The 24746-nt window shown below is 40.7% G+C and carries 24 protein-coding genes and 1 other annotated feature; of the genes, 7 read left to right on the top strand and 17 right to left on the bottom strand.

Features of this window, described 5'->3' with window-relative positions:
• Positions 1-114 precede the first annotated feature (114 nt).
• Positions 115-684 (top strand): hypothetical protein, encoded by a 570-nt coding sequence (locus NST25_RS15030; RefSeq protein ID WP_076303738.1) that lies wholly within the window; start codon positions 115-117, stop codon positions 682-684.
• A 23-nt stretch (positions 685-707) separates the two neighbouring features.
• On the opposite strand, the gene NST25_RS15025 is transcribed toward NST25_RS15030, so the two are convergent.
• Positions 708-1697 carry a zinc-binding dehydrogenase gene (locus NST25_RS15025; protein ID WP_340394413.1) on the bottom strand — a complete coding sequence of 330 codons (990 nt, stop codon included), beginning with the start codon at positions 1695-1697 and terminating at the stop codon, positions 708-710.
• 131 nt (positions 1698-1828) lie between these two features.
• Between NST25_RS15025 and NST25_RS15020 the strand changes: the two genes are divergently transcribed.
• Positions 1829-2683 carry a LysR family transcriptional regulator gene (locus NST25_RS15020; protein ID WP_076302134.1) on the top strand — a complete coding sequence of 285 codons (855 nt, stop codon included), beginning with the start codon at positions 1829-1831 and terminating at the stop codon, positions 2681-2683.
• Between the two features lie 104 nt (positions 2684-2787).
• Here NST25_RS15020 and NST25_RS15015 read toward each other — a convergent pair whose 3' ends face one another.
• The 3 genes from NST25_RS15015 to NST25_RS15005 all read right to left on the bottom strand — a co-directional run bounded on the left by NST25_RS15015 (position 2788) and on the right by NST25_RS15005 (position 5548).
• The gene (locus NST25_RS15015; protein ID WP_340394326.1) at positions 2788-3615 is read right to left on the bottom strand and encodes an SUMF1/EgtB/PvdO family nonheme iron enzyme; all 828 of its coding nucleotides are present in this window, start codon (positions 3613-3615) and stop codon (positions 2788-2790) included.
• Between the two features lie 163 nt (positions 3616-3778).
• The gene (locus tag NST25_RS15010; protein WP_076190353.1) at positions 3779-4414 is read right to left on the bottom strand and encodes a glycoside hydrolase family 11 protein; all 636 of its coding nucleotides are present in this window, start codon (positions 4412-4414) and stop codon (positions 3779-3781) included.
• A 252-nt stretch (positions 4415-4666) separates the two neighbouring features.
• A complete protein-coding gene (locus NST25_RS15005; protein WP_340394325.1) occupies positions 4667-5548 on the bottom strand; it encodes an alpha/beta hydrolase in 882 nt (293 codons plus the stop codon).
• A 157-nt stretch (positions 5549-5705) separates the two neighbouring features.
• On the opposite strand from NST25_RS15005, the gene NST25_RS15000 reads away from it, so the two are divergent.
• Entirely contained in the window at positions 5706-6419 is a 714-nt protein-coding gene (locus NST25_RS15000; RefSeq protein ID WP_340394324.1) for a MerR family DNA-binding transcriptional regulator, read from the top strand.
• Positions 6420-6466: 47 nt separating this feature from the next.
• Here the strand turns inward: NST25_RS15000 and NST25_RS14995 are convergent, their stop codons facing one another.
• The 5 genes from NST25_RS14995 to NST25_RS14975 all read right to left on the bottom strand — a co-directional run bounded on the left by NST25_RS14995 (position 6467) and on the right by NST25_RS14975 (position 10609).
• Positions 6467-7276, bottom strand: a complete 810-nt coding sequence (locus NST25_RS14995) for a GNAT family N-acetyltransferase (protein ID WP_340394322.1) — start codon at positions 7274-7276, stop codon at positions 6467-6469.
• Positions 7277-7323: 47 nt separating this feature from the next.
• Positions 7324-7564: a binding site (T-box leader), on the bottom strand.
• Positions 7565-7667: 103 nt separating this feature from the next.
• Positions 7668-8117: a DUF1569 domain-containing protein gene (locus NST25_RS14990; RefSeq protein ID WP_340394321.1), complete on the bottom strand. Its 450-nt coding sequence runs from the start codon at positions 8115-8117 to the stop codon at positions 7668-7670.
• 250 nt (positions 8118-8367) lie between these two features.
• The gene (locus NST25_RS14985) at positions 8368-9249 is read right to left on the bottom strand and encodes an aminoglycoside phosphotransferase family protein (protein WP_340394319.1); all 882 of its coding nucleotides are present in this window, start codon (positions 9247-9249) and stop codon (positions 8368-8370) included.
• Positions 9250-9347: 98 nt separating this feature from the next.
• A complete protein-coding gene (locus NST25_RS14980) occupies positions 9348-9911 on the bottom strand; it encodes a hypothetical protein (RefSeq protein WP_076306462.1) in 564 nt (187 codons plus the stop codon).
• 350 nt (positions 9912-10261) lie between these two features.
• Positions 10262-10609 carry a VOC family protein gene (locus NST25_RS14975; RefSeq protein WP_076125591.1) on the bottom strand — a complete coding sequence of 116 codons (348 nt, stop codon included), beginning with the start codon at positions 10607-10609 and terminating at the stop codon, positions 10262-10264.
• 852 nt (positions 10610-11461) lie between these two features.
• On the opposite strand from NST25_RS14975, the gene NST25_RS14970 reads away from it, so the two are divergent.
• Positions 11462-14521 carry an ATP-binding protein gene (locus tag NST25_RS14970; protein ID WP_340394318.1) on the top strand — a complete coding sequence of 1020 codons (3060 nt, stop codon included), beginning with the start codon at positions 11462-11464 and terminating at the stop codon, positions 14519-14521.
• 45 nt (positions 14522-14566) lie between these two features.
• Here the strand turns inward: NST25_RS14970 and NST25_RS14965 are convergent, their stop codons facing one another.
• From NST25_RS14965 to NST25_RS14945, 5 genes are all read right to left on the bottom strand, one after another.
• Complete coding sequence (locus tag NST25_RS14965) at positions 14567-15361, bottom strand: SDR family NAD(P)-dependent oxidoreductase (RefSeq protein WP_076125594.1); 795 nt, start codon at positions 15359-15361, stop codon at positions 14567-14569.
• A 166-nt stretch (positions 15362-15527) separates the two neighbouring features.
• Positions 15528-16553 (bottom strand): helix-turn-helix domain-containing protein, encoded by a 1026-nt coding sequence (locus tag NST25_RS14960; RefSeq protein ID WP_339186985.1) that lies wholly within the window; start codon positions 16551-16553, stop codon positions 15528-15530.
• An 18-nt stretch (positions 16554-16571) separates the two neighbouring features.
• Positions 16572-17519 carry an LLM class flavin-dependent oxidoreductase gene (locus tag NST25_RS14955; protein WP_076303748.1) on the bottom strand — a complete coding sequence of 316 codons (948 nt, stop codon included), beginning with the start codon at positions 17517-17519 and terminating at the stop codon, positions 16572-16574.
• Positions 17500-17862 carry a hypothetical protein gene (locus NST25_RS14950; protein ID WP_076303749.1) on the bottom strand — a complete coding sequence of 121 codons (363 nt, stop codon included), beginning with the start codon at positions 17860-17862 and terminating at the stop codon, positions 17500-17502. The genes NST25_RS14955 and NST25_RS14950 overlap by 20 nt, the downstream gene beginning before the upstream one ends.
• Positions 17863-17899: 37 nt before the next feature.
• On the bottom strand, positions 17900-18349 hold the full coding sequence (locus tag NST25_RS14945; protein ID WP_339186983.1) for an OsmC family protein: 450 nt from the start codon (positions 18347-18349) through the stop codon (positions 17900-17902).
• A gap of 151 nt (positions 18350-18500) precedes the next feature.
• Here NST25_RS14945 and NST25_RS14940 point away from each other — a divergent pair, with 151 nt between their 5' ends.
• Entirely contained in the window at positions 18501-18986 is a 486-nt protein-coding gene (locus NST25_RS14940; protein WP_076125601.1) for a nucleoside deaminase, read from the top strand.
• Positions 18987-19109: 123 nt separating this feature from the next.
• On the opposite strand, the gene NST25_RS14935 is transcribed toward NST25_RS14940, so the two are convergent.
• A complete protein-coding gene (locus NST25_RS14935; protein ID WP_052097044.1) occupies positions 19110-20009 on the bottom strand; it encodes a glycerophosphodiester phosphodiesterase in 900 nt (299 codons plus the stop codon).
• Positions 20010-20336: 327 nt separating this feature from the next.
• Here NST25_RS14935 and NST25_RS14930 point away from each other — a divergent pair, with 327 nt between their 5' ends.
• Complete coding sequence (locus tag NST25_RS14930; protein ID WP_076306458.1) at positions 20337-21311, top strand: glycoside hydrolase family 43 protein; 975 nt, start codon at positions 20337-20339, stop codon at positions 21309-21311.
• A 48-nt stretch (positions 21312-21359) separates the two neighbouring features.
• Positions 21360-22502, top strand: a complete 1143-nt coding sequence (locus NST25_RS14925; protein WP_076190363.1) for a glycosyl hydrolase family 8 — start codon at positions 21360-21362, stop codon at positions 22500-22502.
• A gap of 82 nt (positions 22503-22584) precedes the next feature.
• On the opposite strand, the gene araA is transcribed toward NST25_RS14925, so the two are convergent.
• Both araA and NST25_RS14915 read right to left on the bottom strand, forming a co-directional pair.
• A complete protein-coding gene (gene araA / locus NST25_RS14920; protein WP_038571054.1) occupies positions 22585-24009 on the bottom strand; it encodes an L-arabinose isomerase in 1425 nt (474 codons plus the stop codon).
• A gap of 32 nt (positions 24010-24041) precedes the next feature.
• Entirely contained in the window at positions 24042-24737 is a 696-nt protein-coding gene (locus NST25_RS14915) for an L-ribulose-5-phosphate 4-epimerase (RefSeq protein WP_036677359.1), read from the bottom strand.
• Positions 24738-24746: the final 9 nt, after the last annotated feature.

Below are 24746 nucleotides of genomic sequence, written 5' to 3'. Positions count from 1 at the left end.
CAGGTAAGGGTATTTCCCTCTACTGACCTTCTTATATTTTATTAATTGTGTAAAAGAAACTATCTTCCATCTTATGGGTATAATTAACATAAAGCTCTATAGGAGGGAAAATCATTGAGAAAAATAAGGAAGCTGATTCTTTTAGGATTTTGCATCATGATTTTACCGGGAACCGTAATTTATGCTGCAGCTGGCTCATCTGAAGTTTCATTATATTTGAATAATGTGCTTCAAAAACAGCCCGCAATATTGTCCGAAGGTTCGATTTCCTTGACGACTGAACAGTTGTCTAAAGATTTATTTGCACTATTCACCTTGGATGAATCAGGTAAAACCGTTCGAATCTACAAGCCTAATATAAACATGGTTATGCTCGATAATAACGGAGAGATTTTTGGTAAAGTAAAAAGCCCGTCACGTTTTGCATTTTCGACTCTATTACAGGTGGATCATTTAAAAACAGAAATTTCAGATATTAAGGTTGTGATCACCGATCCTGCGGATAAAACAGAAACCATTGATGCTCAACAAATTAAGAACAGCGAAGAAAACTTTTGGTTCAAAACCAATGAGTATACATATTCCTTTACTACAAAGGGCACCTACACTATTCAAGTATTTTTTAAAGATGTGGCTTCGAAAAAGTGGTTTCCTGTCTCCGAAATTGATATATTTGGCATTTGAATTCCAGTTATAAGGGACTCCGCTCATTCTATTCTTATCGCGATATTACCAAATTGTTCTCCCTGCTGCATTCGGTGAAAGGCTTGAACTGTGTCTTGTAAAGGATACACTCGATCAATGATAGGTCGAATCGAATGGTGTTCCATAAACTGAAGCATATCCGCAAACTCTTCACTACTTCCCATTGAACTACCTATGATACTAATTTGCGGGAAAAATATGGCTCGCGTCGGGATTTCGATTCGATCTCCTGAGCTTGCACCAAACGTAACAATACGTCCATTGGGTTTAATAATATCAAAGTAATGTGGGAACGTCGCAGGCCCAATGCTGTCGAGGATGAGATGAACGGTGTCTCCTTTCATGCTTTCCTTCCAGTTGCTATGACTGTCGAACGCATGATCAGCTCCATGAGCGAGTGCAGCTTGTCTTTTCGTTTCACTGCGTGAAGTGACACTGATACGTGCACCCACCGCTGAAGCCATCATCATGGCATAAGTCGCAACCCCACCACCAATACCAGGTATAAGAACATGTTCACCTTTCTTTAAGCGGCCTCTAGTGAATAGCGCCCGATAGGCTGTTAAGGCAGATAAGGGCAGCACGCCGGCTTCTTCCCATGACAGGTAAGCTGGCTTGCTGATGGCATTTTGCGCAGGAATGATGATTGACTCAGCGAATGTGCCTTCTGAAGGTCCCCCAACAATGGCTGGAACGTTTGGAACATTATCGGTATGTTCCCATCCGATGCACGGATTAATGATGACATCTTCACCTACTTTATGATCAAGCACACCTTCACCTATTGCTTCAATTCTCCCCGCACCATCAGAACCGATAATCAAAGGAACATCCTGTTTTGTTCTGGCATCCATGATAAACAAGTCCCTGTGGTTTAGCCCTGCAGCCTTTAACCTAACCTTCACTTCTCCAATCCCCGGTCTTTTATCCATAATCTCTTTATAGTTCAAGCCCTTCAGGCCACCTTCTCCAGCATGTATAATGGCTTTCATCATCTAAGCCCCTTCCTCAAGTTGTTATTAATGAATCTATAATAAATTTTACATAGTGGGTGTAATCCAGTAAAATGATCAAAACTGAAGGTGACTATCATAAATCATCATACCAAGAAGGTGCAAAGGAAATGGAAAGTGGAGATTTGAGAATATTTCAAGCGGTTGCTCGCGAGGGTAGCATAACGAAGGCTGCTCAAGTCTTGAATTATGTCCAGTCAAATGTGACGAACCGGATTCAGTATCTAGAAGCTCAGCTGAAAATCCCCCTATTTCGTCGATCCAATCGAGGGATGACGTTAACGCCGGCAGGTGAGAACTTACTGGTATATACAGACAAAATATTATTACTAATGGACGAGGCTGTGATAACCACACAATACTCTGAGCACCCTGCTGGTCCGCTCCGTTTAGGTTCCATCGAAACAACAGCGGCTACTCATCTGACACCTCTGCTAACCGAATATCACTTACGATATCCCGAGGTTAATCTATCGCTTATAACGGGAGAAACGCATAACCTCTTACAAAAGGTGCTTGATTACCAACTAGATGGAGCCTTTGTTTATGGACCCATTGACCAGCCTGATATAGAACATGTTGTTGCTTTCGAAGAGGAGCTGGTGCTTATCTCACAACCAGGTAAGAGCGAAATGCGCGAATTGCTTACAAAGCCAATGTTGTTTTTCGACGTCGGATGTACACATCGTGCCAAAGCTGAGAGTTTCCTAAATGAAAGCGGGATGAGCTCTTATAAGATTATGGAATACGGAACGTTAGATGTAATTCTAAGTGGGGTTTCAGCTGGACTCGGCGTGTCAATGCTGCCCCAATCTTCGATTTCCAAGGCCGAAGAGGCGGGAGTAATTACTTCCCACCGTCTGCCTGAAGGATATCGAGATTTGCAGGTATTGTTTGTGTATCGCCGGAACGCGGTTTTTTCTAGTGCGTTGTCAAAATTAATCCAAATGATCGAAGAAATATAGCAAACATACATATTGGGGATTGATTATATTCGAGCGCAAAGCTTGTTTATTAATCAAACCCTTTTCAGCTTTTTACGATTATACTTGGTATGTCTTGTTCCCATTTACTCACCACGAATCACTCGAAAACCTTGATCAGGACCCATACCATTCGCTTCGATCTTTCCCCGAAATGAAATCTCGTTGTTGCTAATGCCGCCGATCCACCCGCCACCCTTTACAACCCGAAAAGAACCGCTCTTACTATCTATATCTCCGTACCAGTTCCAACACCATTCCCTAACATTCCCTGACATATCGTAAAGACCTAGCTCATTAGGTTTTTTGCCACCAATAGATTTTGTTTTGTTATGGTTGTTTTCTATGATCGGCCAGTTCCAATCTCCTGATAAGTATTTGTCTCCAGCGTTTTGCCAATACCATGCTACTTCATCTGCTTTATTGCTTCCACTGTAGGTGTAACTTTTGCTTAACTGTCCTCCACTTGCAGCATATTCCCACTCTGCTTCAGTAGGCAATCGGTAACCATTAGCTCCTGCATTGAGCGTTACTGTCCATTTTAAATTATCATTATCACTCTTATTATTCGGATCTTTTTTATTTTTATCTATATTGTAATAGGGTTTGAACCCCTCTTTTATACTTCTTTTATTACAGTAATCTATTACGTCATACCAGTTAACCATTTCTACTGGCAAGTTGTCGCCTTTGAATGCTGAAGGGTTGCTTCCCATTATTTCAACCCACTCTTTCTGAGTAACTTCATATTGCCCGATATAAAAATTTGATATAGTTGTACTTTTGTAGTTGGAATTTGTGTTAATGAAAGCCCCGCCTTTGACTAATACATAAGTATCCTTCTGTTCAGGCTTTTCTTGCGAACAAGCGCTGATAACAACTACTATTAAAAGAGAAATTAATAGTTTTCTCATGGATATATCTCCTTTCCAACCACTGGTATGTAGTTAAGTATCATTTGTTGAATGATCTAGAATGATCTAAGGCTGCCGGCTGTGGACCGACAACCTTAGCAATGATAGTGATTAATAGTTATTTTAATAATCTGGAGATGCCTGAGCTGGTCCGATGCTCAAGTTACCATACTGTTACGTTTGAGCTCCCGCTACTTTGATATCCTTCTGTCGCTAACACCTGATAAGACCAACTGCTGCCCAGATTCATTCCGTAACTTTTCCAAGCATTAACGTGGTTGGCAAAAGTGATCGCAACATTGCTTCCAGTTGCTCGCTTGGATTGTCTTACACTCCAAAACTGTGTGAAGGTTGCCGTACCATCAATAGAAGGGGCGTTCGTTCTCGTAGTCGTATATATATCATATGTGCCTCCATCACTGGTCACGGTACCTTTATAAGTTCCAGTAGGTCTATAAGTGCCCCAGCTATCAACGACGTAATATTCTATGAGGGAGTTTCTCGTCCACCCATAAAGAGTTAAATACCCATTGCCGGATGGTGCCCAGACGCCTGCATTGTAGTTTATTGTTCTAGATGGAGATCCAGTATTCCAACCTTTACCAACAACAAAGTTACCAGTATTTGACCATGTAACACTGTAATTCCCACCAGATCCATTAGTAGCATTTACTGTTCCGCCACCATCGGTCCAATTTTGCCAATAGTCTGTCGCTGCACTTGAGGTTGCTGCAAACAAGCTGAAACTCATTGTAGCTGCCATAATTACAGTCACGATTTTCTTGTTAAATTTAAACATAATCTACCTCCTGAAATTTTTTGTCACTACATACCTACATACTGCTTGTCTGTATTTCTAGTAGTCGAAGCAATTCCTTGTTGGGGCAGATTCGCAACACCACTTCCTTCCATATATATTAATGTAAGCGATTACATATGGAATCTTATCATAGATCGTTTACTATTTAATCTCTTCAAATTAAAGATTTTACCCTAAAAAGTATTGTTCTTTTGGGATACCTTATTCACTGGATTTTTGTATCTGCCACAATTACAATCCAGTATTTTTTAGTAACACGTTCATAAACCAAGGCTTAATCAGTGGTAAGACTACTGCTGGTTGCATAGCTTTTGTATGGTCCATCTCGGCTCCCGTAAGGATTTCAACATCCCAGCCTAAATCCGCCAACTGCTCCTTATTCTTTTTTAACAACCCGACGATGTCAACGGTAACGCTCCCGAAATTTTCACCGTAAACAATCGTATCATTTCCACCTGCAAAAGCTAGTTTAGGGAGACTAAGCAAATGTTGAATACTGCGATCATCAAAGGCTGTGAGGCTCTGGTATAGAGAGACAAATTGTGCTGTAACACGGGTATCTATGGTAACCTTTATATTGTCCCAATCCATTTCGTTTGGATTCTCCGATCCTGTTGGGCTTTCTACAGATTCATTTTGGTTACTCAAAGCTTGTGTATGTGTTTTATGGGTCACAACCCTCATTTCTTGATAGGGGCCATTATAGGGTGGAAAACCTCCCATTACCAAACTCTCCAAGCGATCTGTTCTTATAGCCATTTGCAATCCAATCAACGCAAGCCAGGAATAACCGAAGTAACTAAAGCTTGTAACATTCATTTCATCCGCAATGTGGAGAAGATCCTTCACAATATGATCTGCTGTTAGATTTTCCTCTGGATATTGAAATAGATGACCTTCATAATCGAAATAAAGCACTTGAAACGTATCCGCAAGTCCTTCAACAAAATGTTTGCCTAATTCGGGATCTACTCCCCACAGCTTTAAGTTTTCTGCTTCCTGATTGTACACAGATTTTTTAGCGATGGGTAACATGAGGGTTGGACAATCTGGAAGTACTGCCATACCTACTTCTATTTCTGATTGATTTGCTAATTGTATTATCTTTTTCAATGAACTCACTCCTTTGTGTTATATAAAAATATCATATAACATTCATGCAATCTTTCGGTTTATCCCTCTACCTCCCTTGATATATCTACCTAAATTCGATTTAATATTGTTGTAGCACTTGAATGTTCAACTTTAATGTTTTGGGGTGATGATGTTTATGGAAGAGATATATACACCTACACTGATAGCTAAGCAATTAAATGTGAGTACCACTACTTTAAGGAGATACGAAGATCAAGGTTTAATTCCAGATGTACCAAGGACCGCCAGCAACCGCAGATGTTACACTTCCATCCATGTGCAAGCTTTTATTACCATTCGGGCATTATTGCAGGGATATGAAATTCCGGTTGTGTACGATGTGATGAGGAAGATAAAAGGCCAGCAGATGGAGTCTGCTCTTTGGGCAATCAATCAAGAGCAACATAAGACCCAAGTGGAAAAAGAAAGGTTAGAGGAAGTCTTACGCATGTTTCGGGATGTTGATTTATCTAAATACAAAGATTTAACTGTATCAGATTCAATGACGATTGGTGAAGTTGCACAAATGGCAGGAGTTAATCCATCAGCTATTCGGCATTGGGAACAAGAAGGGCTAATCTCTTCGAATAGGAACAAAGATAATGGCTACAGAGTCTTCACTTTAACGGAATTAAGAAAAATTATTCTTATCAGCAGTTTAAGGAAAACTGTTTATTATATCGAGAATATGAAACAGCTTTTGAATGAAATAGAAACACATAACTACAAAAAAGTGGAGGTATCCTTTCAGCTTGCCTTACAAAAATTGAATTCTCAATTAATGAAGCAATTTTTCGCGATAGCTGAACTTACAAACTATGTGAAATTGTATAAAAGTAATGCCGAGTAACATATTGATCATAGAAAAAGGACTACCTTGCGGTAGCCCTTTTGTGCCTATTTGAACTTGATGTCAACAATCTTCCCGCTTTCCACAAAACCAATATTTCGATAAACCTTATTCGAGTCAGGATTCTTTAAATCAGCATAAAGCATGGGCACTAAATCCTCCGATAAAAGAACGGAACATAACTCTGCTACTAGTGCACTTGCATAACCTTTTTTCCGGCAAGACGGTGGTGTGTATACCGCATTTATTCTGGAATATCTTGCCGACCTATGTGCAATGTACGCCATCGATACAGGTTTATCGTCTACAAACCATATATACAAGTCCCCTGTCTCAATCATCCTCTTGGCATCTAGAATTTTAGCTTCTGGGTTCACCCTAACCCCATAAGCCCCCTCTGAGAAACCCGCCAAAAACTCTGCTACAATGGCCAGGTTTTTTCTCGTTGCTTGTTGCATTGTACCCTTTACGTTCAACGGTTTCTTTGGATCTGTACAGAAATAAGATTCTATAGTCATCGTGGACTCATATTGAAGATGATTTGCCTGAGAATACAGCTGTGCAAAACGTTCTGTTGTTTTTGGTTCTCCAGATACTCCCGGTAATGTAGTCTCTTTAAGAAATTTTATAAGTTCTTCGTAGAGAACGGCCTTCTTATCCTCGGCAATATCCTTAGAACTCCAAAGCCATGCGTTATGTCCCGTTGACTGGGCATAAATCATTGTTTCATCAGAATCTTTTAAGCAAGTAGAACTCTTCGACTCGCAAATAAGGTGAATCAGGTTGTATTGAACCTCATCAGCAATAAATATATCCTGGCTAAGTATTCGATCGGAGACATTGATTTTTTGAAACATTGTTACTCCTCCTTATTTATTTATAAGAACGCAAAAAACTCCGTCCCATTAGGGACGGAGTAGATTCCGCGTTACCACCCTGATTGGTGTATTTATGAATACACCCTCTCTGCTGCCATCGTCCAACAACGATGCTTCTTTGTAACGGCAGAATCCCGGGCCCGCCTACTATGATTTCGGGAGCCAGCTCTGAGGCGATTGTTCGATTCGGGTGTCCTCTGCCTCGCACCAACCGGCAGTTCTCTGATCGACATATCCGGATTTACTTGTCCTCTTCGTCGCATTTGATTGCAATATAATTAGATACAATATAAAGTAATAGGGATTTTATGTCAATAAAAAATATGTAAGTTGGCGACGTTAAATAATTATTATTCACTGCGGAAAAATACTAAACACCAAATTGTCTTAAATGATGGTCTAGATGTTTATAAATCCCTTTACCCCATTGCTCCGGAGTGAATTTTCCGAAAAAAGGATGTGGATGGGATGAACAATCCTCCGGACCGTTACTTTGAAAAGTTATAATTTTTTGTTTCAGTATTTCTTTTTCTTTTCCAAAATCTCTATCATCTAAAATAAGTATGGTCGGAATTGTTGACATATTATGTGGTACTGGCTTGTCATTGTAAAAAATAGATTTCACAAACCCTCCTATTAATATTCCTAGCCAACTTCTAGGAGGAAAGGAGTTTCCATTTGCGATGTCTTGAAATGCTGAACAGTGAGCCAACATTTGAGAAACATTCATTTTTCCCCACTGTGGGTTTGAATTAGGACTTAAATTCTCGATACGGCTCAGTATTTCCGCTGTATGTAATTTGTTATATATATTTTCCATAAACACACTTCCATTATGTTTTTTGGGTTTTCGATTTTTTCATTATTAGTTCTGATGATCCATATATCACGATAAGCTATTGTATTCATGATTGCATCATAATAATTTTACAGTATACTGCCGATCTAATATTCGCCATTTCCATTATTCTATCCTTTATTCACTATCATGTCCTTTAATGTAATAAAGCTATCCATCATGCAGGTAGCTCCTCGTCTTAAAATGTCTTTAAATATCGTTTCCCGTCAGTTCAACAACCTACGGATTTCTGCAATACAGAAATACTTTCCTTTAGGAACGCCCTATTCTTTTCAATCCCTCTATTTTTACACCAGACAACAGCACCAAAAGCATCGTAAAAATCATAAAAGGGTAGTATTGTTTCCAAATCCATTAGAGGACGAATTGTTGAATATCCCTCTTTATACGAAATTCTACTTTGAGGATTCACTTCCCAAACATACCGGTTAATTTTTGTGAAATCAATTTCAGAGGATCCACCCCGTGCACTCTCAAAATCAATAATTCCAACAACCATATTATTATTTGTTAGTATATTACCTTGTCGAAAATCCATATGAACAACACACGGGCCATCAGGAGGAGGTAAAACTGAGAAAGCACCCTCAAAGTAATTAATACATTTTTCGAAAAGTCCTCTCTCAAGGACTTCCTTGCAAGGTTCTATAAATTTTTCAAAGCTATTTCTTATATAAAGTCTCCAATTTTTCTGATTAAAAAATTGAAAACCGTCTAATCCTTCCACACCATATCCCGGCATTTTAACTTCATGCAGCTTTGCGTGAAGTACTCCAATTTGAAATGCTAATTCATCGTCAATAGCACCTGTACATGGTATACCTTTAATCTCAGATAAAAGTAATGCACCAGAAATTAAGTCATCCCCACTCCAGAAGTCTAACACTTTTGGAACCGGTAATACCTCCCTCAACAGTTCAAGCATACGATATTCGCGATATAGTTTATCCCTGTTATAAGGGATCTTCGCATACACCGTTTCTCCATTAGTAAGATTCAGCTTGTATACTTGTGAACTAAAGGACTCAGGAACATTATCTATACTTAATACATTAAGGTTAAATCTTTTTATGATTGTTTCTACTAAATTCAATTCGCACCTCACATGTTTTGAATGAATAGTAATTAGTTCAGCTATCTTATTCTTAATTTTATTGAACTATCCTAACCATTAGTGTAATAAAATTACACTTAGCCCTTTTTCCTTCTTGCTCTCAGGTAAATGACCGAAATCACTACTAGTCCTATTGCAATTACAATATACAAATCAATATCCTGCTCAAACATTAACCACATCTTGTATTCTAGGTGTACTTGCTGTTTGGGTCGAAGTCCTTCACCGAATAGTTCTGTTGCTTGGTTAAGGTTATTCATTTCAATTGTTGAACTGCATGGACTACTGCTTGATTCGCCATCCACTTCGCTAATGTATATTAAGTATTTATTACCTTCCTTGAAATCAAAACCCCAAGTGTAGTCTGTTCTCACAATAATTTGAGAGTCAACTTCAGTTTTCCAACTTCGTTCAACATCCACTAATATATATCTGATTTTCTCTTTTGTCCCCGTAAATCCTTCTTGTTTCAAATCGACCTTTATTTGTTTTACTTCACCGTAAATAGCTCCGCCGTAGACCTCTAGGGCTTCTTGGGGACTTCCTAACTCGACACAGGATAAAGCTTTAGCATCTTGTCCATTTGCAATAAAGAATGCGAAAGTGAATAAACATATTAACGTGATTAAACGAAGTTTCAATTTACCACCTACTCTTATGATTTTATTACATAACTTCTTTATTGACATAAGTTATAGGTGAAATGTTGCACTAATTTTCCAATTCCTTCAATGAAATAGGGAGTACACCTCGACGGTATGCTCCCTATTTGGGTTGACAATAGTATTTCGTTGGCTGTGGATGAAGCGAAGCGCAAGCACCGCACCTCAGATGATAGAAGTTAAAGTTCTTCCTGGGAGCTTAAAGCTTTGAAGAAATATTCCCCACGGATTTGACAACTTTATTCCCTAATACATTTACAATTAGATGTAGAACTGAGCTTTTATAAAAAAACGCACCTGTTAGCTCAATAGCAATAATCTGCAACTCCTTACTTCTCCCAAAGCTCGATCAGTCGACCTTCTGGGTCTTCAATCCAAATAAACTTTCCAAATTCACTAATCTCTATTTTCTTTGCAAGAGGTACACCAATCTGTTCAAAATGCTTAATCGTCTCGTTTAGATCATGCACTTGGAAATTTAACATCACTTGTTGTTCTATTGGAAAATAACTGTCATCCTCGGTAAAGAAAGAAAAAATAGTCTCATTTCCCACTTGAGGTTTTATCACAGTCCCATTCCAATTCTCAATGTCAAGCTTCAACACCTCACTGTACCACTTTTTTGTAGCTTCAAGATTTTTAGTTCTCCAGAATATTCCTCCGAAACCTTTAATCATCGTATCTACACTCCTGTTTGCATTGAATTTTCTAATAATATACCCTTTAGGATTAAGGAGAATCCACCGTTAACCTCCACTTATTACACTGAAGGTTAGTACTAACGGGGTATTCAAAATCACATACACAATAAACGAGAAGCCTAGCTTATGAAAAATGATATTGGAAGCAGGAGTGAAGTGTATCGGACCCTATAGTCGCTATTAACCATAATTCGGCTCATTTGAGAACCTATCGGACTCTATAGTCGCTATTGGCTCGAAAAGCCCTCATATCGCGCATGTTTGGAACAAATAACGCCTCTGGGGTCCGAAACACTTCTTAAAAGTCAAAATTCAGCCGAATAGCTGCATCTGAGTCCGATCGCTCATGGTGAAGAGAGCGTGTGGGAATACAATACGCACAACAAGCAGCATAGTCGCACATCCGGTATCACAGACGCCAAACCAGCAGCCAAATAGCACATCCGGTAATCCAGACGCCCAACAGAGAAGCACCAATCAAGTATCCGAGTGTTCGTGTGTTCGTGTATTCGTGTGTTCGTATGTTCGTGTGTTCGTGTATTCGTGTATTCGTGTGTTCGTATGTTCGTGTGTTCGAGTGTTCGTGTATTCGAGTACGCAAATGTTCAAGGAGATACATCATGCTTCTTCCATGTGGAGAACATTCCTCTTAGCCCCAAGCAGTGTCCGTTGCTCATTACTTCTCCTTCTTATGTAAATAATCTTCATTTTAGATTCTAGATTAGAATTATTTGCTATAATGTTCTCATGAAAAATAAAACTATCCTAAACAAATTAGCTATCATTCTACTTTTTATAAGCATTCTCTTTGGCCTACGCTGCATTTGGTTGAGTCTATTTAAGGTTTCCGACACTGTACCTGTGATTAACAATGGGGTACTGGATTTACGCGGCCAGGATCTGGAGCAGGCTAACTTATTCAGGCTGGATGGTGAATGGAGCTTCTATCCTTCGCAATTCGTTTCATCGAAGACTTCTACTCTACCAAAGCTATCCCACTCGCTTCAAGTTCCTGGAAATTGGAGCCATGTTATGGGAAGCGATCAGAATTCTTCTTATGGTTATGGTACGTATCGTCTGCGAATTTTGGTAGACCTGCTTCAGCAACCTGTCTCTTTCTGGATCAAACAAATTTATTCCGCTTCCAGTGTGGAGATTAACGGCACTCCTATTCTCAATAATGGGGTAATAGCTCTTGATGCCGATACATATGTACCCAAAACCACCTCATATACAGCAGCTTATTTTTCAAAAAACACCACAGTGATAGATGTATTTATTCACGTAGCTAACTTTGATCACCCCTATAAGGGCGGTATAAAAGGCCCTATTTTCTTTGGCTCTCAGGAACTCATTGACCGGACATACTTTTACACTGTCGGATTTCAAATGCTTACAGCAATTATCTTACTACTGCATGGGCTTTATGCCTGTATTCTGTACTTATTTAATCCTAAAGAACGTGCTCTGTTTCTAGTAGGATTAATGACCTTATCTGTAGCTGTAATCCTTTTAGCTCGAAATGACAACTTAGTGCTTTCATTACTGCCGATTAATTATACTTGGTCCTTAAAAATCCGTTTGATCGCCTTCTTATGGCAAAACCTTTTTATTCTGCTTGTTTTCAGGAAATTCACCTCAGGTACCAAAGTCAACAAGTGGTTACGTGCTTACACATGGTGTCTTTTCCTTTATACCTTGTTTATATTTATTGTCCCTGCTTATTTAGTCAGCACATCCATTCATTTGGGAATCATTCAAGTGTTCCAGTATATTCCCTTCATTTGGTTGCTCTATAGCTTAGGGCGCTTATTGTTCAAAAAGCAAGATGATAAAGATGTTGTTTTTCTGCTGTTATCAGGTGCGGCGATCGTTTCTAATTTGTTATGGAATTTGTGGGATAGTAACGGACACTATTCAATTGTCTATTATCCTTTGGATATTATCGCAGCCATCGTGGGCTTCTCAGCTTATTGGTTTAAAAAGTATTTTCAAAATGCTAAAGAGAACATGGAACTAAATGAGCAGCTGAAAAAAGCAGACAAACTTAAGGACCAGTTTCTCGCTAATACCTCACATGAGCTGCGTACACCACTTCACGGAATCATGAATATCGCGCAAAATATTGTCACAAAAGAAAAGGACAGACTTTACGAAAGTAGCCGTCAAGATATGGAACTGCTGATTACAATCAGCCGCCGTATGTCTCATATGCTTGGTGATCTACTGGATGTGGTCCGTCTTCAGGAGCATCGTGTTATTTTACAACAGGAACCTATTTCGGTTCAATCGGTAGTTCCCGGTGTGATTAGTATGCTTCAATATATGATTGAAGGTAAGCCAGTACAGCTATCTATGGATATCCCGGAAGCTATGCCGCCAGTTCGTGCGGACGAGAAAAGACTGGTGCAGGTTTTATTAAATCTGGTGCACAACGCGCTCAAATACACCGAAGCAGGACTTGTAACTGTTAAGGCTGAGGAACAGAACGGACAGGTTCTTATCTATGTGACAGATACCGGAGTAGGCATGACTGAAGAGACTATGGCACGGATATTTCTACCCTATGAGCAAGGCCCTCACGGAATAAATGACGGGCGTGGAATTGGGCTGGGATTAAGCATATGCCGGCAGCTGGTAGAACTGCACGGAAGCAGCCTAAGCATTCAATCAGAGCTTGGTAAAGGTTCAACTTTTAGTTTCACACTCTCTCTTGCCGATTCTTACAGCGAACAGATAATAAAACAGACGGAACCTACAGTTTCGTATATGGCAGATGAGATTCATAGACAGATGACTGAGTGGGGAATTTCCGAACATCAGCCAAGTAATCACTCTGAAAGGATTCCGCCGCTTTTTACAGAGTTTAAGGTAAATATTCTGGTGGTAGATGATGATCCTGTCAATCTGAATGTACTAAAGGGTATTCTTGAAACCGAACCTTATATCATAACTACCGTGAACTCAGCCCATGAAGCATTGGAATTGTTGGATAAAAGGAACTGGGACTTACTTATTGGCGATGTTATGATGCCACAGATGTCGGGATACGAATTAACACAGAAGGTTCGTACTCGTTACTCCTTATATGAGCTTCCGATTCTACTGCTTACTGCCCGTAGTCAGCCTGAGGATATTTATACTGGATTTTTGTCCGGTGCCAATGATTATGTCACAAAACCTGTAGATGCAGTGGAGCTTAAATACCGTATTCGGGCTTTAACTGCGATGAAGCTATCCTTCAATGAACGGGTGCGGATAGAAGCAGCCTATCTACAAGCACAGATACAACCGCATTTTTTATTCAATACGTTGAACTCTATTGCCGCACTCAGTGATTTGGATACTAAAAAAATGCAGGAGCTCATTGGCGCGTTTACTTCTTTCTTAAGAATCAGTTTTGACTTTTTAAATATCGGAGAGCTCGTGAACCTCTCCCATGAACTGGAATTGGTAGAATCTTATCTGTATATTGAACAGACTCGATTTGCAGAAAGGATATCTGTTGTCTGGAAGGTAGATCCGAATATTGACATCCTAATTCCTCCTCTATCCATCCAACCGTTGGTAGAAAATGCTGTTAAGCACGGTATACTTAAGCGCCAACAGGGTGGAACTGTTCAAATACGTATTATCCGTCTGCACAAGGCTGTAAAGATTGAAGTGGAGGATGATGGGCAAGGCATGGATTCCGGGACCCTCTCTTTACTGCTGAAGCCATTGATGGAAGGCAAAGGTGGCATCGGGCTGGCCAACACCCATAGGAGGTTAAGTCAATTATATGGTCAAGGTCTCTCGATCCAGAGTAAGCCTGGAGAAGGCACCTTGGTATCCTTTGTTGTACCAGAGGACAGTGATAACTTTTCAAGCAAAAAAGCCGCTCCATAAGGAGTGGCTTTTTTGTATCGTTATCTATATCCTTTTAGAGTAAGCTTAAAAAATAGTCGGCACCATTCCCCCATCCATGCGAATTGGAGAACCTTTAAATGCAGAGGCATAAGGACTGCATACAAATGCTGCTAGTCTGCCTATTTCAAAAGGTTTAATAAATCGTTGTATTTCAGATTGAGGAAGATTTGTAGTCATGAATTTTCTTTCTTTTTCTGAAAAAGTCATATCTTCATTGGAGTATATCCCATCAATAATTTGATGCACATTTTCAGAAAGTGTTGGTCCTGGCATGATTGTATTGACTGTAACTTCAGTTCCTATCGTTAACTTAGATAAGCTTTTTGACAATGATAATAACATTGATTTGGTCATTGCATATTGAGGCATTTGGCCTGAAGGCATAATGGCTTCTTCACTAGCAATAAAGAGAATGCGGCCATAATCTTTTTGTAACATTTTAGGTAAATAGAATTTTGTTAATCCATTCGCAGCAAGGACATTAGTACGGAAGTATTTTTCGAATATTTCGTCGTCAACGTCCTCATATTTCATAATTTCATAGATACCCATATTATTAACTAAAATATCTATATTAGGGTATTTTTCGAATAAGGCTTCTCTTTGTTCAATATTCACAATATCCGCTGTAGCATTTTGTGGAGAGGTAGCCGGGAAATTTGACTTTATTTCATTTACAGTTTGTTCTACCTGATCATAATTCCGTCCATTAATTAGTACATTAACTCCTTCTTTAGCAAGTTCAAAGGCGATTGCTTTGCCAATACCTTTTGTTGATCCTGTAATTAAAGCTGTTTTATTATTTAATCCCATATCCATATTACATTTCTCCTTTTATCACGGCGTGCTGAGTAGTTGTCATTTTAAGAACAGTCCTGTGTGCCGGCTAGGATTATATTATCGTACCGGGGTTGTTCAGTAACTAGCGGATTGCGCCAAAGTTCTTGTTTAACACGCCAATGATAAATCTCTGAAAATACTGTCTTTATGAAGAGGGTACCGAGTTTAAACCTAAATGTTCAGTACGCCAATTTGAAGGAGTATCACCTTCCCAAAGACGGAAGGCACGGTAGAACGAGTTCTGGTCTTCATATCCAATCAAGAAAGCCACTTCTTTAATATCAAACGATGGATCTGCCAGATACTCTCGTGCTTGCTCATGTCTAGCTTGTGTCAGCAATTGCTTGAAGCTTGTGTTTTCTTCAGTAAGCCTGCGTTGCAACGTACGGTCACTCATACTTAATGCCTTCGCAACAGCATGAATGTCAGGGCGTCCTCCGCTGAAGCTGCGTTTCATGATCCATTTGACCCTCTCGGTTATAGAGCGAGTGCCCTTCTGTTCAGCAAGCGTCCGGTCCAAAACGGGAGTCAGAATCTCCAGCAGCTCTTCGTTGTACGAGATAAAAGGCCGATCCAAATCATTTCGAAGCAACGTCAAACGATTATATTGAGCACCTATCTGAATTCGGCAGCCGAAATAATCTTCAAGAATCTTTACATTTCCTATAGGCTGTGAAAACTCGACAAGCTGTGCTGTCAAAGGTAGACCTGTGCCTCGCCGCCCAAGCTCTAGAAGAAATGCCAAAGTGAGGCCTAGTAGCAGCGGTGGACCAAAATGCCCGGGATGCTGCCATTCCAATTCGATTGTACATAGCTCGCCTTCTTCGGTAAAACGCAAGCTTTCAGGAGGGCACATTTGTTTGTATCGTACCATTCGGTTAAGAGCATCGCGATAGTCCTTAGCATGGTATGTTGCTAAGACCGTAGGCGGATATTGTGTAGTTTCAAAGACGGTTGCAAGCTTAATGATTCCTTCGGCTGTATCCCCAATGAGATCGGAATATGCCTGCCAGACTGCGAAATATTGGGCGGTGGTGACTTCTGACTCTGTGATCTGGCTAAGTGGAAGATTTGCTTTGCTGGCTACATCTTGTGCAGTTATTCCTAATTGACTTAATCCAGCCCAAAATCCTGGTGGGATTTTAATTTGATCAGAGGTATGAAACTTCATACATATGGACCTCCTTTATTAAGAACTCCAGCACACTTGGGCAAGCAGTTCGAACGAATGCAATCGTTTCTCATAATCTGGAATCATGGTAACGATAATGAATTCATTAACTCCATACAAAAGAGATAACCGTTCCAACTTACCTTTAACACTTTCCGGAGTACCTACCAGCAGCTTACGTTCCAAGGGCTCAGACTTCGCTTCGGCAGAACCTTCTTGTTGGAATAATGTCGTACCAGATGAGGCCAATCGCTCTGCCTCTTCCTCAGTCTCGGCGCAAATGACGCCAACAGCAACCATGGCCTGCGGTTCAGGAGAAAGTGAAGAAGGAGTAAAGGTTTCACGGTAAGCCTGCAAAACCTCCTCCCCTGCTACATCGCTCATGAACTGGCCAAACACATAACCTGCTCCAAACTCGGCAGCATATGCCGCGCTTTTCTTGTTTGTACCCAGCAGCCATAGCTCTGGAGATACGGGAGGGACCGGACGGGCGGTTATTGAACGTCCTTCATAGGAATAGTTACCCTGCAATAATTCAGTGACGCCTTTAAGGAGTTCTGGCATTTTCCAAACATTTTCGAGAAAATTGCCACTTAGTGCTAAACTTACTTCAGCAGTACCGCCGGGAGCTCTGCCTAATCCAAGGTCGATGCGTCCCGGGTACAAACTGGCCAACAAATGAAATGCTTCCACCACCTTTAGCGGCTTATAATGTGGCAGCAATAAAGCGCCTGAGCCAAGGCGAATGTGTGCTGTTTTCGCTCCAATATGCGATAAAAGCACCTCCGTAGAGGTACATGCTAATCCTGGCATATCATGATGTTCAGCAACCCAATAACGAGTATATCCCAGTCTTTCTGCTGTCTGAGCCAGCTTCACTGCTTGTCCCAATGCGATACTAGCATCCACCGTATTAAAAACAGGTACAAGATCTAATACACTAAGCTTAATGGATGTTCTTGTCATGATTAAGTCCTACTCGAGGGTTTCGGTAAAATTCGATCATATCGATAAAAATAAGCTTGTAATCAACTGTCACCGCAGCCAGATCATACATTCGGCCATGGCCGTCTTCTTTGGAGGCAAAAACAACATCGTGCCGCAGCTTGTCCATAATCATTTTGCCGATGAACTGATGCTCGTATTCCGCGTACTTCTTTTTGAAAGCTTCATTAAATTCCCACACCTCTTGGTAAGACCGCTCTAGCATTGCGTTTACCAAAGTCAGCTCGTTGCCCTCTTTTTGTACAGCCACGTAATAATTTCCGCGCTCATCCTTGATCAAATCCTTATATAACTCAACGTTCAAAGTTAACATCTCCTCTCTGATTACCTAGGACTCAATTTTATAGGCTTGCAGTCAGCACCGTTGGCTCTGTCGTGATTTCTACATTTCCTGCAACGGCTCTGGAGATCATGCAGGAGCCTTCTGCTTTATGGGCAATTCGGATGGTTTTATCGATATCGTCCTGTGACGCAACTTTGGTAAGGGTGATTAGGGGTGAATGTTTGATGGCTTCATATGTAAAAATGTTATTCGTTACATCGACCGTCGCCTCTGAGGTTAACGTCAGCTCTAAAGTCGTAAGCCCTGCCCGCTCCAGCATTGCTGCAAGTGTAATGAGATAACAGGTTGCTGCTGCTCCCAAAAGCATCTCATCCGGATTCGTTCCTACTCCGGGTCCTCCCATTTCCTTCGGAATGGAAATTTGAGTCTTAAGCTGTCCAGCTTCAATAGTTCCGTCACTGTTACGGCCACCGTTCCATACGGCGTTCAATATAAATGGGTGCTTCATTTTTATATATCCTCCCTAGCTTGATATTGCATGCTATATTTTTCATCGAATACTTTACATGCTAACATAGAAGAATGTGGTGAACAAACAGGCTCAGGCCTACTATTCATGAAACTTATCTATAAATTAAAATTCAGGAGGTTCTACCATCATGATAAACGACACGGATATCAAACATCTTAAGCGTTGTATTGAACTTGCCCAAATTGCACTAGAAGCTGGGGACGAACCCTTTGGTTCCGTCCTTGTATCAGCAAGTGGCGAAGTGCTGGCGGAAGACCGCAACCATGTAGGTAGCGGTGACCATACTCAGCATCCCGAATTCGCTTTAGCCCGCTGGGCAGCTCAGAATATGACACTGGAAGAACGTAAGCAGGCAACAGTGTATACCTCCGGAGAACATTGCCCTATGTGTGCAGCGGCACACGGGTGGGTTCATTTAGGACGAATTGTATATGCCAGTTCCTCGAAGCAATTATCGGCGTGGTTAAATGATATGGGAATTGCAGCATCACCCGTCCGTAATTTAAGTATTCAGGAGGTTATTTACGAAACGTTCGTAGATGGCCCTGTACCCGATCTTGCAGAACAAGTACGGGAGCTTCATCTACAATTTCACGAGAAAAGACTTCATTAGTATGACGAAACAAAAATAAATGATTTTTCCGTAAAAAAAGAACCTTTGGATAAAGGTTCTTAGGCTGTCGAGAAAGTCTCGACAGCTTTATTTATGTCCAGAAAAGGGTGATTTCACATCCCTTTACCTTTTATTATTCTTAATTACTTCGCTAAAGCGGTCAGGGAAATTTGTATGTACACCATCTACACCCCAAATTACGGCTTTATCCATATTCACTTGATAATTCACAGTATATGGAAACACCTTTAGCCCTGAATTTTTTGCCTGCGCGACATATGCCGCATTTATTTTTTGAAAGTTAGGACTTATGCCTACCGCATAAGTTTTTAATCTATTCACATAGGATTCTGATATTTTATAAACAGGGAAATCATACCATACAATTTGATAAAGAGGGACTGCTGGATTTATGGAATGGAATCTACGTAAACTCGCTTCACTAAATGAATGAATAGCAACATGAGCCGACAGATCATAATTTAAAATTTCTTCGTTTAACAATGCCTCGATGTTCGAATTCGACGTGGGATCTTTAATCTCAATCATATAGTCCACTTCTTTTCCGAACCTTTCAAATACCTCTTTTAGTGTCGGAATACGTAAATCTACATATTTATCTCTAGCGAACATGGGATATTGTTCATTAAACCATGAACCCGCGTCTAATTTTGAGATCTGCTCTAAAGTAAAATCCTTTACATACCCTTTAGCATTCGTGGTACGATTTACGGTCCCATCGTGAATAACAACAGGAACATGATCTTTTGTTAACTGAATGTCTAACTCGATATAATCGGTCTTCATATCAATGGCTAGCTCGAATGCAGGTATTGTATTCTCAGGAGCATATCCTGAAGCACCACGGTGAGCGATGGTATATACTTTATCCGCAGGCATGATAATTTCCTTTACTTTAATGCGAATCCAGGGGGAATAAGCATACAAAGAGGTGAACAATAAGATTAATAAAAGGACATGTATACCTATAAAGTAGATTCTGGAATTTTGAATTTTTTGCATTAAGCTGACCTCATCTTTTTAAAAATATAATGTAGAATACTTGGTGTCTTTCGCTCTAACATTCATTCTTGTGTAAAATTATGATTTATATTCCCTTATGTTAATCTCACCTCATCGTATTTGTAAGGTCAAAGTTTGGAGATTTCTATTGTACCAGATTATCTAGAGAAAATATTGTGAGGCAGCATAAATGGGAAAGGGTCTGCAAGGTCAAGAAAGCAACATCTAAACTTTGTGGGGTATAAACTATAGTTGCTATATATACAGAGTCCTAAAGTTCTTATACCATTAACTTTGTAAGCGATTAACTTTATAGGAGGAAATGACTTGACAAAGCCAGTGCAACCCAATGAACCTCTCGTAACTCATATTTATACTGCGGACCCTTCTGCTCATGTATTTGAAGGCAAGATTTATATTTATCCCTCTCATGACCTGGATCACGATATGATCTCTAATGACAACGGTGACCAATATAATATGGAGGATTACCATGTTCTGTCTATTGATGGAGATGGCTCCCCTTGTATCGACCACGGTGAAGTGCTTCATGTGAAGGATGTCCCATGGGCTAAACAGCAAATGTGGGCTCCGGATGCAGCATACAAAAACAATACCTACTATTTGTTTTTCCCAGCCCGAGACCATGACGATATTTTCCGAATTGGGGTTGCAACCTCAGCGTCACCTTCCGGACCCTTTACACCTGAACCGAACTACATTCCCGGCAGTTATAGCATTGATCCCGCTGTTTTCGTTGATGATGATGGCAAATCATATATATACTTTGGGGGTCTTTGGGGCGGTCAACTTGAAAAATGGCAAACCGGCTCATTTGTTGCGGATGCAGAGGGACCGGCTAAAACGGCACCTGCTCTAGGACCTATCGTAGCGGAGCTGAGCGAGGACATGCTGAGCTTTGAAGGTGCGCCTAGAGAAATATCCATCGTCGATACGAACGGAAATCCGATTCTTGCTGGAGATGAAGAGAGAAGATATTTTGAAGGTCCATGGGTTCATAAATATAACGGTTATTATTATCTTTCTTATTCCACGGGTACTACCCATAATATTGTATACGCTATCAGTAAAGATCCGCTTGGGCCTTTTGTATATCAAGGAAAAATACTTACACCCGTCCTGGGCTGGACAACACACCATTCTATTGTTCAGTTTAAAGAGAAATGGTATTTATTTTATCATGATAGTTCTTTATCTGGTGGTGCTGACAACAAGCGTTCTGTAAAATATACGGAGCTGAAATACAACGATGATGGCACCATTCAAACCATCCATCCTTAGTTTTTATTGAAATGGAGTGCATGCGTAGTGCACAGGAGGGGAAATATCATGCCAATAACACAACAAGGTGCTTTTTATACGGGGAAATATCGCAATTTATTTAAAGAGCTCGGCTTTTCTGAAGATGAAATCAACGCTAAACTCGAAGAAACTTGGAGTGATTTGTTTTACGGAGATCCGAACGTACGAATCTACTATCCGCTGGACGAGGATAAAAGCTATATTCTGGATACAGGTAATCTGGATGTTAGGTCTGAAGGAATGTCCTACGGGATGATGATGGCTGTTCAAATGAATAAAAAAGATGAGTTTGATCGTTTATGGAACTTCTCTAAGACGTTTATGCAGCACAAAGAAGGCCGTTATGCCGATTACTTTGCTTGGCACTGCAAGCCTGACGGTACAAGAATTTCTCAAGGACCCGCACCGGACGGGGAAGAGTTTTTCGCCATGGCTTTGTTTTTTGCCTCAAAACGTTGGGGGAACGGTCCGGCACCTTATAATTATTCCGAGCAGGCTCGAATAATATTGCGTGCTTGTGTACATAAAACTGAAACAGGCGCTGGTGACTCAATGTGGGACGCGGAAACGAAACTGATTAAATTCGTACCGGAATCCACCTTCAGTGATCCATCTTACCATCTCCCCCATTTCTATGATTTGTTCGCTTTGTGGGCTGATGCAGGTGACCACATGTTTTGGAGAGAAGCGGCGGAAGCCAGCCGCTCATATCTACACACTACATGTAATCCTATAACTGGTCTCGCTCCCGAATATGCTAATTTTAACGGCACCCCGGCAGAACCCCAGCCTCATGGTGATTTCAGTCATTTTTTCAGTGATGCTTACCGGGTTGCGGCTAATATCGGTCTGGACTGGGCATGGTTCCAAAAGGACAGCTGGCAGGTCGATCAATGTAACCGGATTCAAGCTTTTTTTAGGAATATCGAAGTTTCCAATTACCGGAGGTATACCATTGAGGGACAGGCATTCGACGAACCGGCGCTGCATCCGGTAGGCCTTTTGGCGACCAACGCTATGGCTTCGCTTGCTTCTGATGGCCCGGAGGCAGAGCATTTTGTCCGTTTGTTTTGGGATACACCTTTGCGAACTGGACAACGTCGTTATTATGATAACTGTCTGTACTTCTTTAGTTTACTGGCCCTAAGTGGAAACTATCGCATTTATTGAAGTAAATCGAACAAAACAATAGGACTCCTTTCCTCAAAAAGCCGAGGAATGGAGTCCTATTAATCGTAATAAAGCTTTGCTATTATTTAATAACTACATATTCCAAGTTCACAAGTTTTGCGTAAGCAATAATTTGGTCTGTTGTAAGAGTTAATGAAACAACGGTGTGGTGACCGCCACCATTTTCGATCCAAGCTTTAACTCCGTCTTGGAAGTTTGGTTTAACATTCCAAAGCACACGAGCTACTGGAAGGTTTGGAGCTGGAACAGTTGGTTCAAAAGCAGTCACTTCATTGATCAAAAGTTTGTAATGCGTACCGAAGTCAGCCATGGAAACCACTACACCGTCTCCTGCTTTGCCGTCAAATACTAAACGGGCTGGATCGTCTTTACCACCAATACCTAGTGGAGACACGATGATTTTTGGTTTGTTGCTTGCCAAAGTTGGATCTACTTCAAGCATATGGGATTGAAGAATAGATTCTTGTCCAACTGTCAATTCATAAGTGTAATCTTCCATAAAGCCAGTCGATTGGTTATGGCTCATCACTTTAAGCAAGCGGTCTAGAGCTGCAGTCTTCCAGTCTCCTTCTCCAGCAAAACCATATCCTTGTGCCATCAAACGTTGAACAGCAAGTCCTGGAAGTTGTTTCATTCCATGTAAATCTTCGAAGTTTGAGGTGAAGGCATTGTAGCCACCTTGATCAAGGAAACGTTTGATAGCAATTTCATAGCTTGCTTGAACTCTTACGCTAGCTTCCCAAGCTTCTTTGCTGTTAGTGCCATAGTCGAATTCATACAGCTCTGCATATTCAGCAAACAAACCATCGATTTCCTCTTCTTTAACTTCATTAATGACTTGAACCAGGTCACCAATACCAAAGTAGTCAACCGTCCAGCCAAATTGAATTTGGGCTTCAACTTTATCTCCTTCAGTTACACCAACGTTACGCATGTTGTCACCAAAACGAGCAACTTTGATATTGAAGCTTTCGTTATAAGCAACGGCTACGTCCATCCATTCTGCAATTTGCTTTTGAACTTCAGGGCGTTCCCAATAGCCTACAACCACTTTGTTTTGTTTGTTCAAACGGGCGTTAATAAAACCATATTCACGGTCACCATGAGCTGCTTGGTTCAAGTTCATGAAGTCCATATCAATTGTTGCCCATGGAATACTTTCATTATATTGCGTAGCTAGATGAAGCAAAGGTTTTTGCAGCATTTTTGTTCCGCGGATCCACATTTTTGCAGGTGAGAAAGTATGCATCCAAGTGATGACACCGGCAACTTCGTCACGGTAGTTAACTTCTTTCATAATGTTGGTGATTTTATCTGCGCTGACAGCCAAATCCTGCAATACTAGTGGGTAAGGCAAAACTCCGCTTTTATTCAAAGCATCTGTCATCGTTTGTGCGTGCGCTTTAACTTCAGCCAATGCTTCTTCCCCATAAAGATGTTGCGAACCTACGACAAACCAAAATTCTTTTGCTACTGCTGTTGACATATTCATCCTCTTTTCATCATTTTGTAGTTTGATTATTTTTGACCGTAATAAGCGTCTTTCCCATGTTTGCGCAAGTAATGTTTATCTAGAATACGTTGTGGCAATTCTTCCGCAAAATGGTTCAACTCTCTAGCAAATAAATTCATTTTCGATACTTCATCCAACACTACGCTGTTCATTACAGCGGATTTTGCATTTTTCCCCCAAGTAAAGGGTCCGTGGCCTTTAAGCAAAACACCGGGAACCGCCATAATATCTATCCCGCGTTGTTCAAAGGTTTCGATGATTACATTACCTGTTTCCGCTTCGTAACCCCGATCGATTTCCTCTTGCGTCAAGAAACGCGCACAAGGAATGGAGCCATAGAATGTATCAGCGTGCGTAGTTCCCATTACAGGAACGTCAAGTCCTGCTTGTGCCCAGATAGTCGCCCAAGTGGAATGTGTATGCACGATTCCGCCAATTTCGGAGTAATGTTTATAAAGTACTGCGTGAGTAGGGGTATCGGAGGAAGGTCTCATCTCCCCTTCAACCACATTGCCATCCAGATCAACAACTACCATATCGCTGGCTTTCATTGTTTCATAATCTACACCACTAGGTTTGATTACGAATAATCCACTTTCGCGATCAATTGCACTCACATTTCCCCATGTATACTTGATTAGTCCATGTTTCGGCAATTCCAGATTGGCTTGAAAAACCTCTTCTTTAAGTTGTTCTAACATCTTGGTCCC

The sequence above is a fragment of the Paenibacillus sp. FSL E2-0190 genome, from assembly GCF_037992965.1.
GTDB lineage: Bacteria > Bacillota > Bacilli > Paenibacillales > Paenibacillaceae > Paenibacillus_AQ > Paenibacillus_AQ odorifer.
Note: the sequence above shows the minus strand (reverse complement) of the source record. Positions and strands in the feature narration are given on the sequence as shown.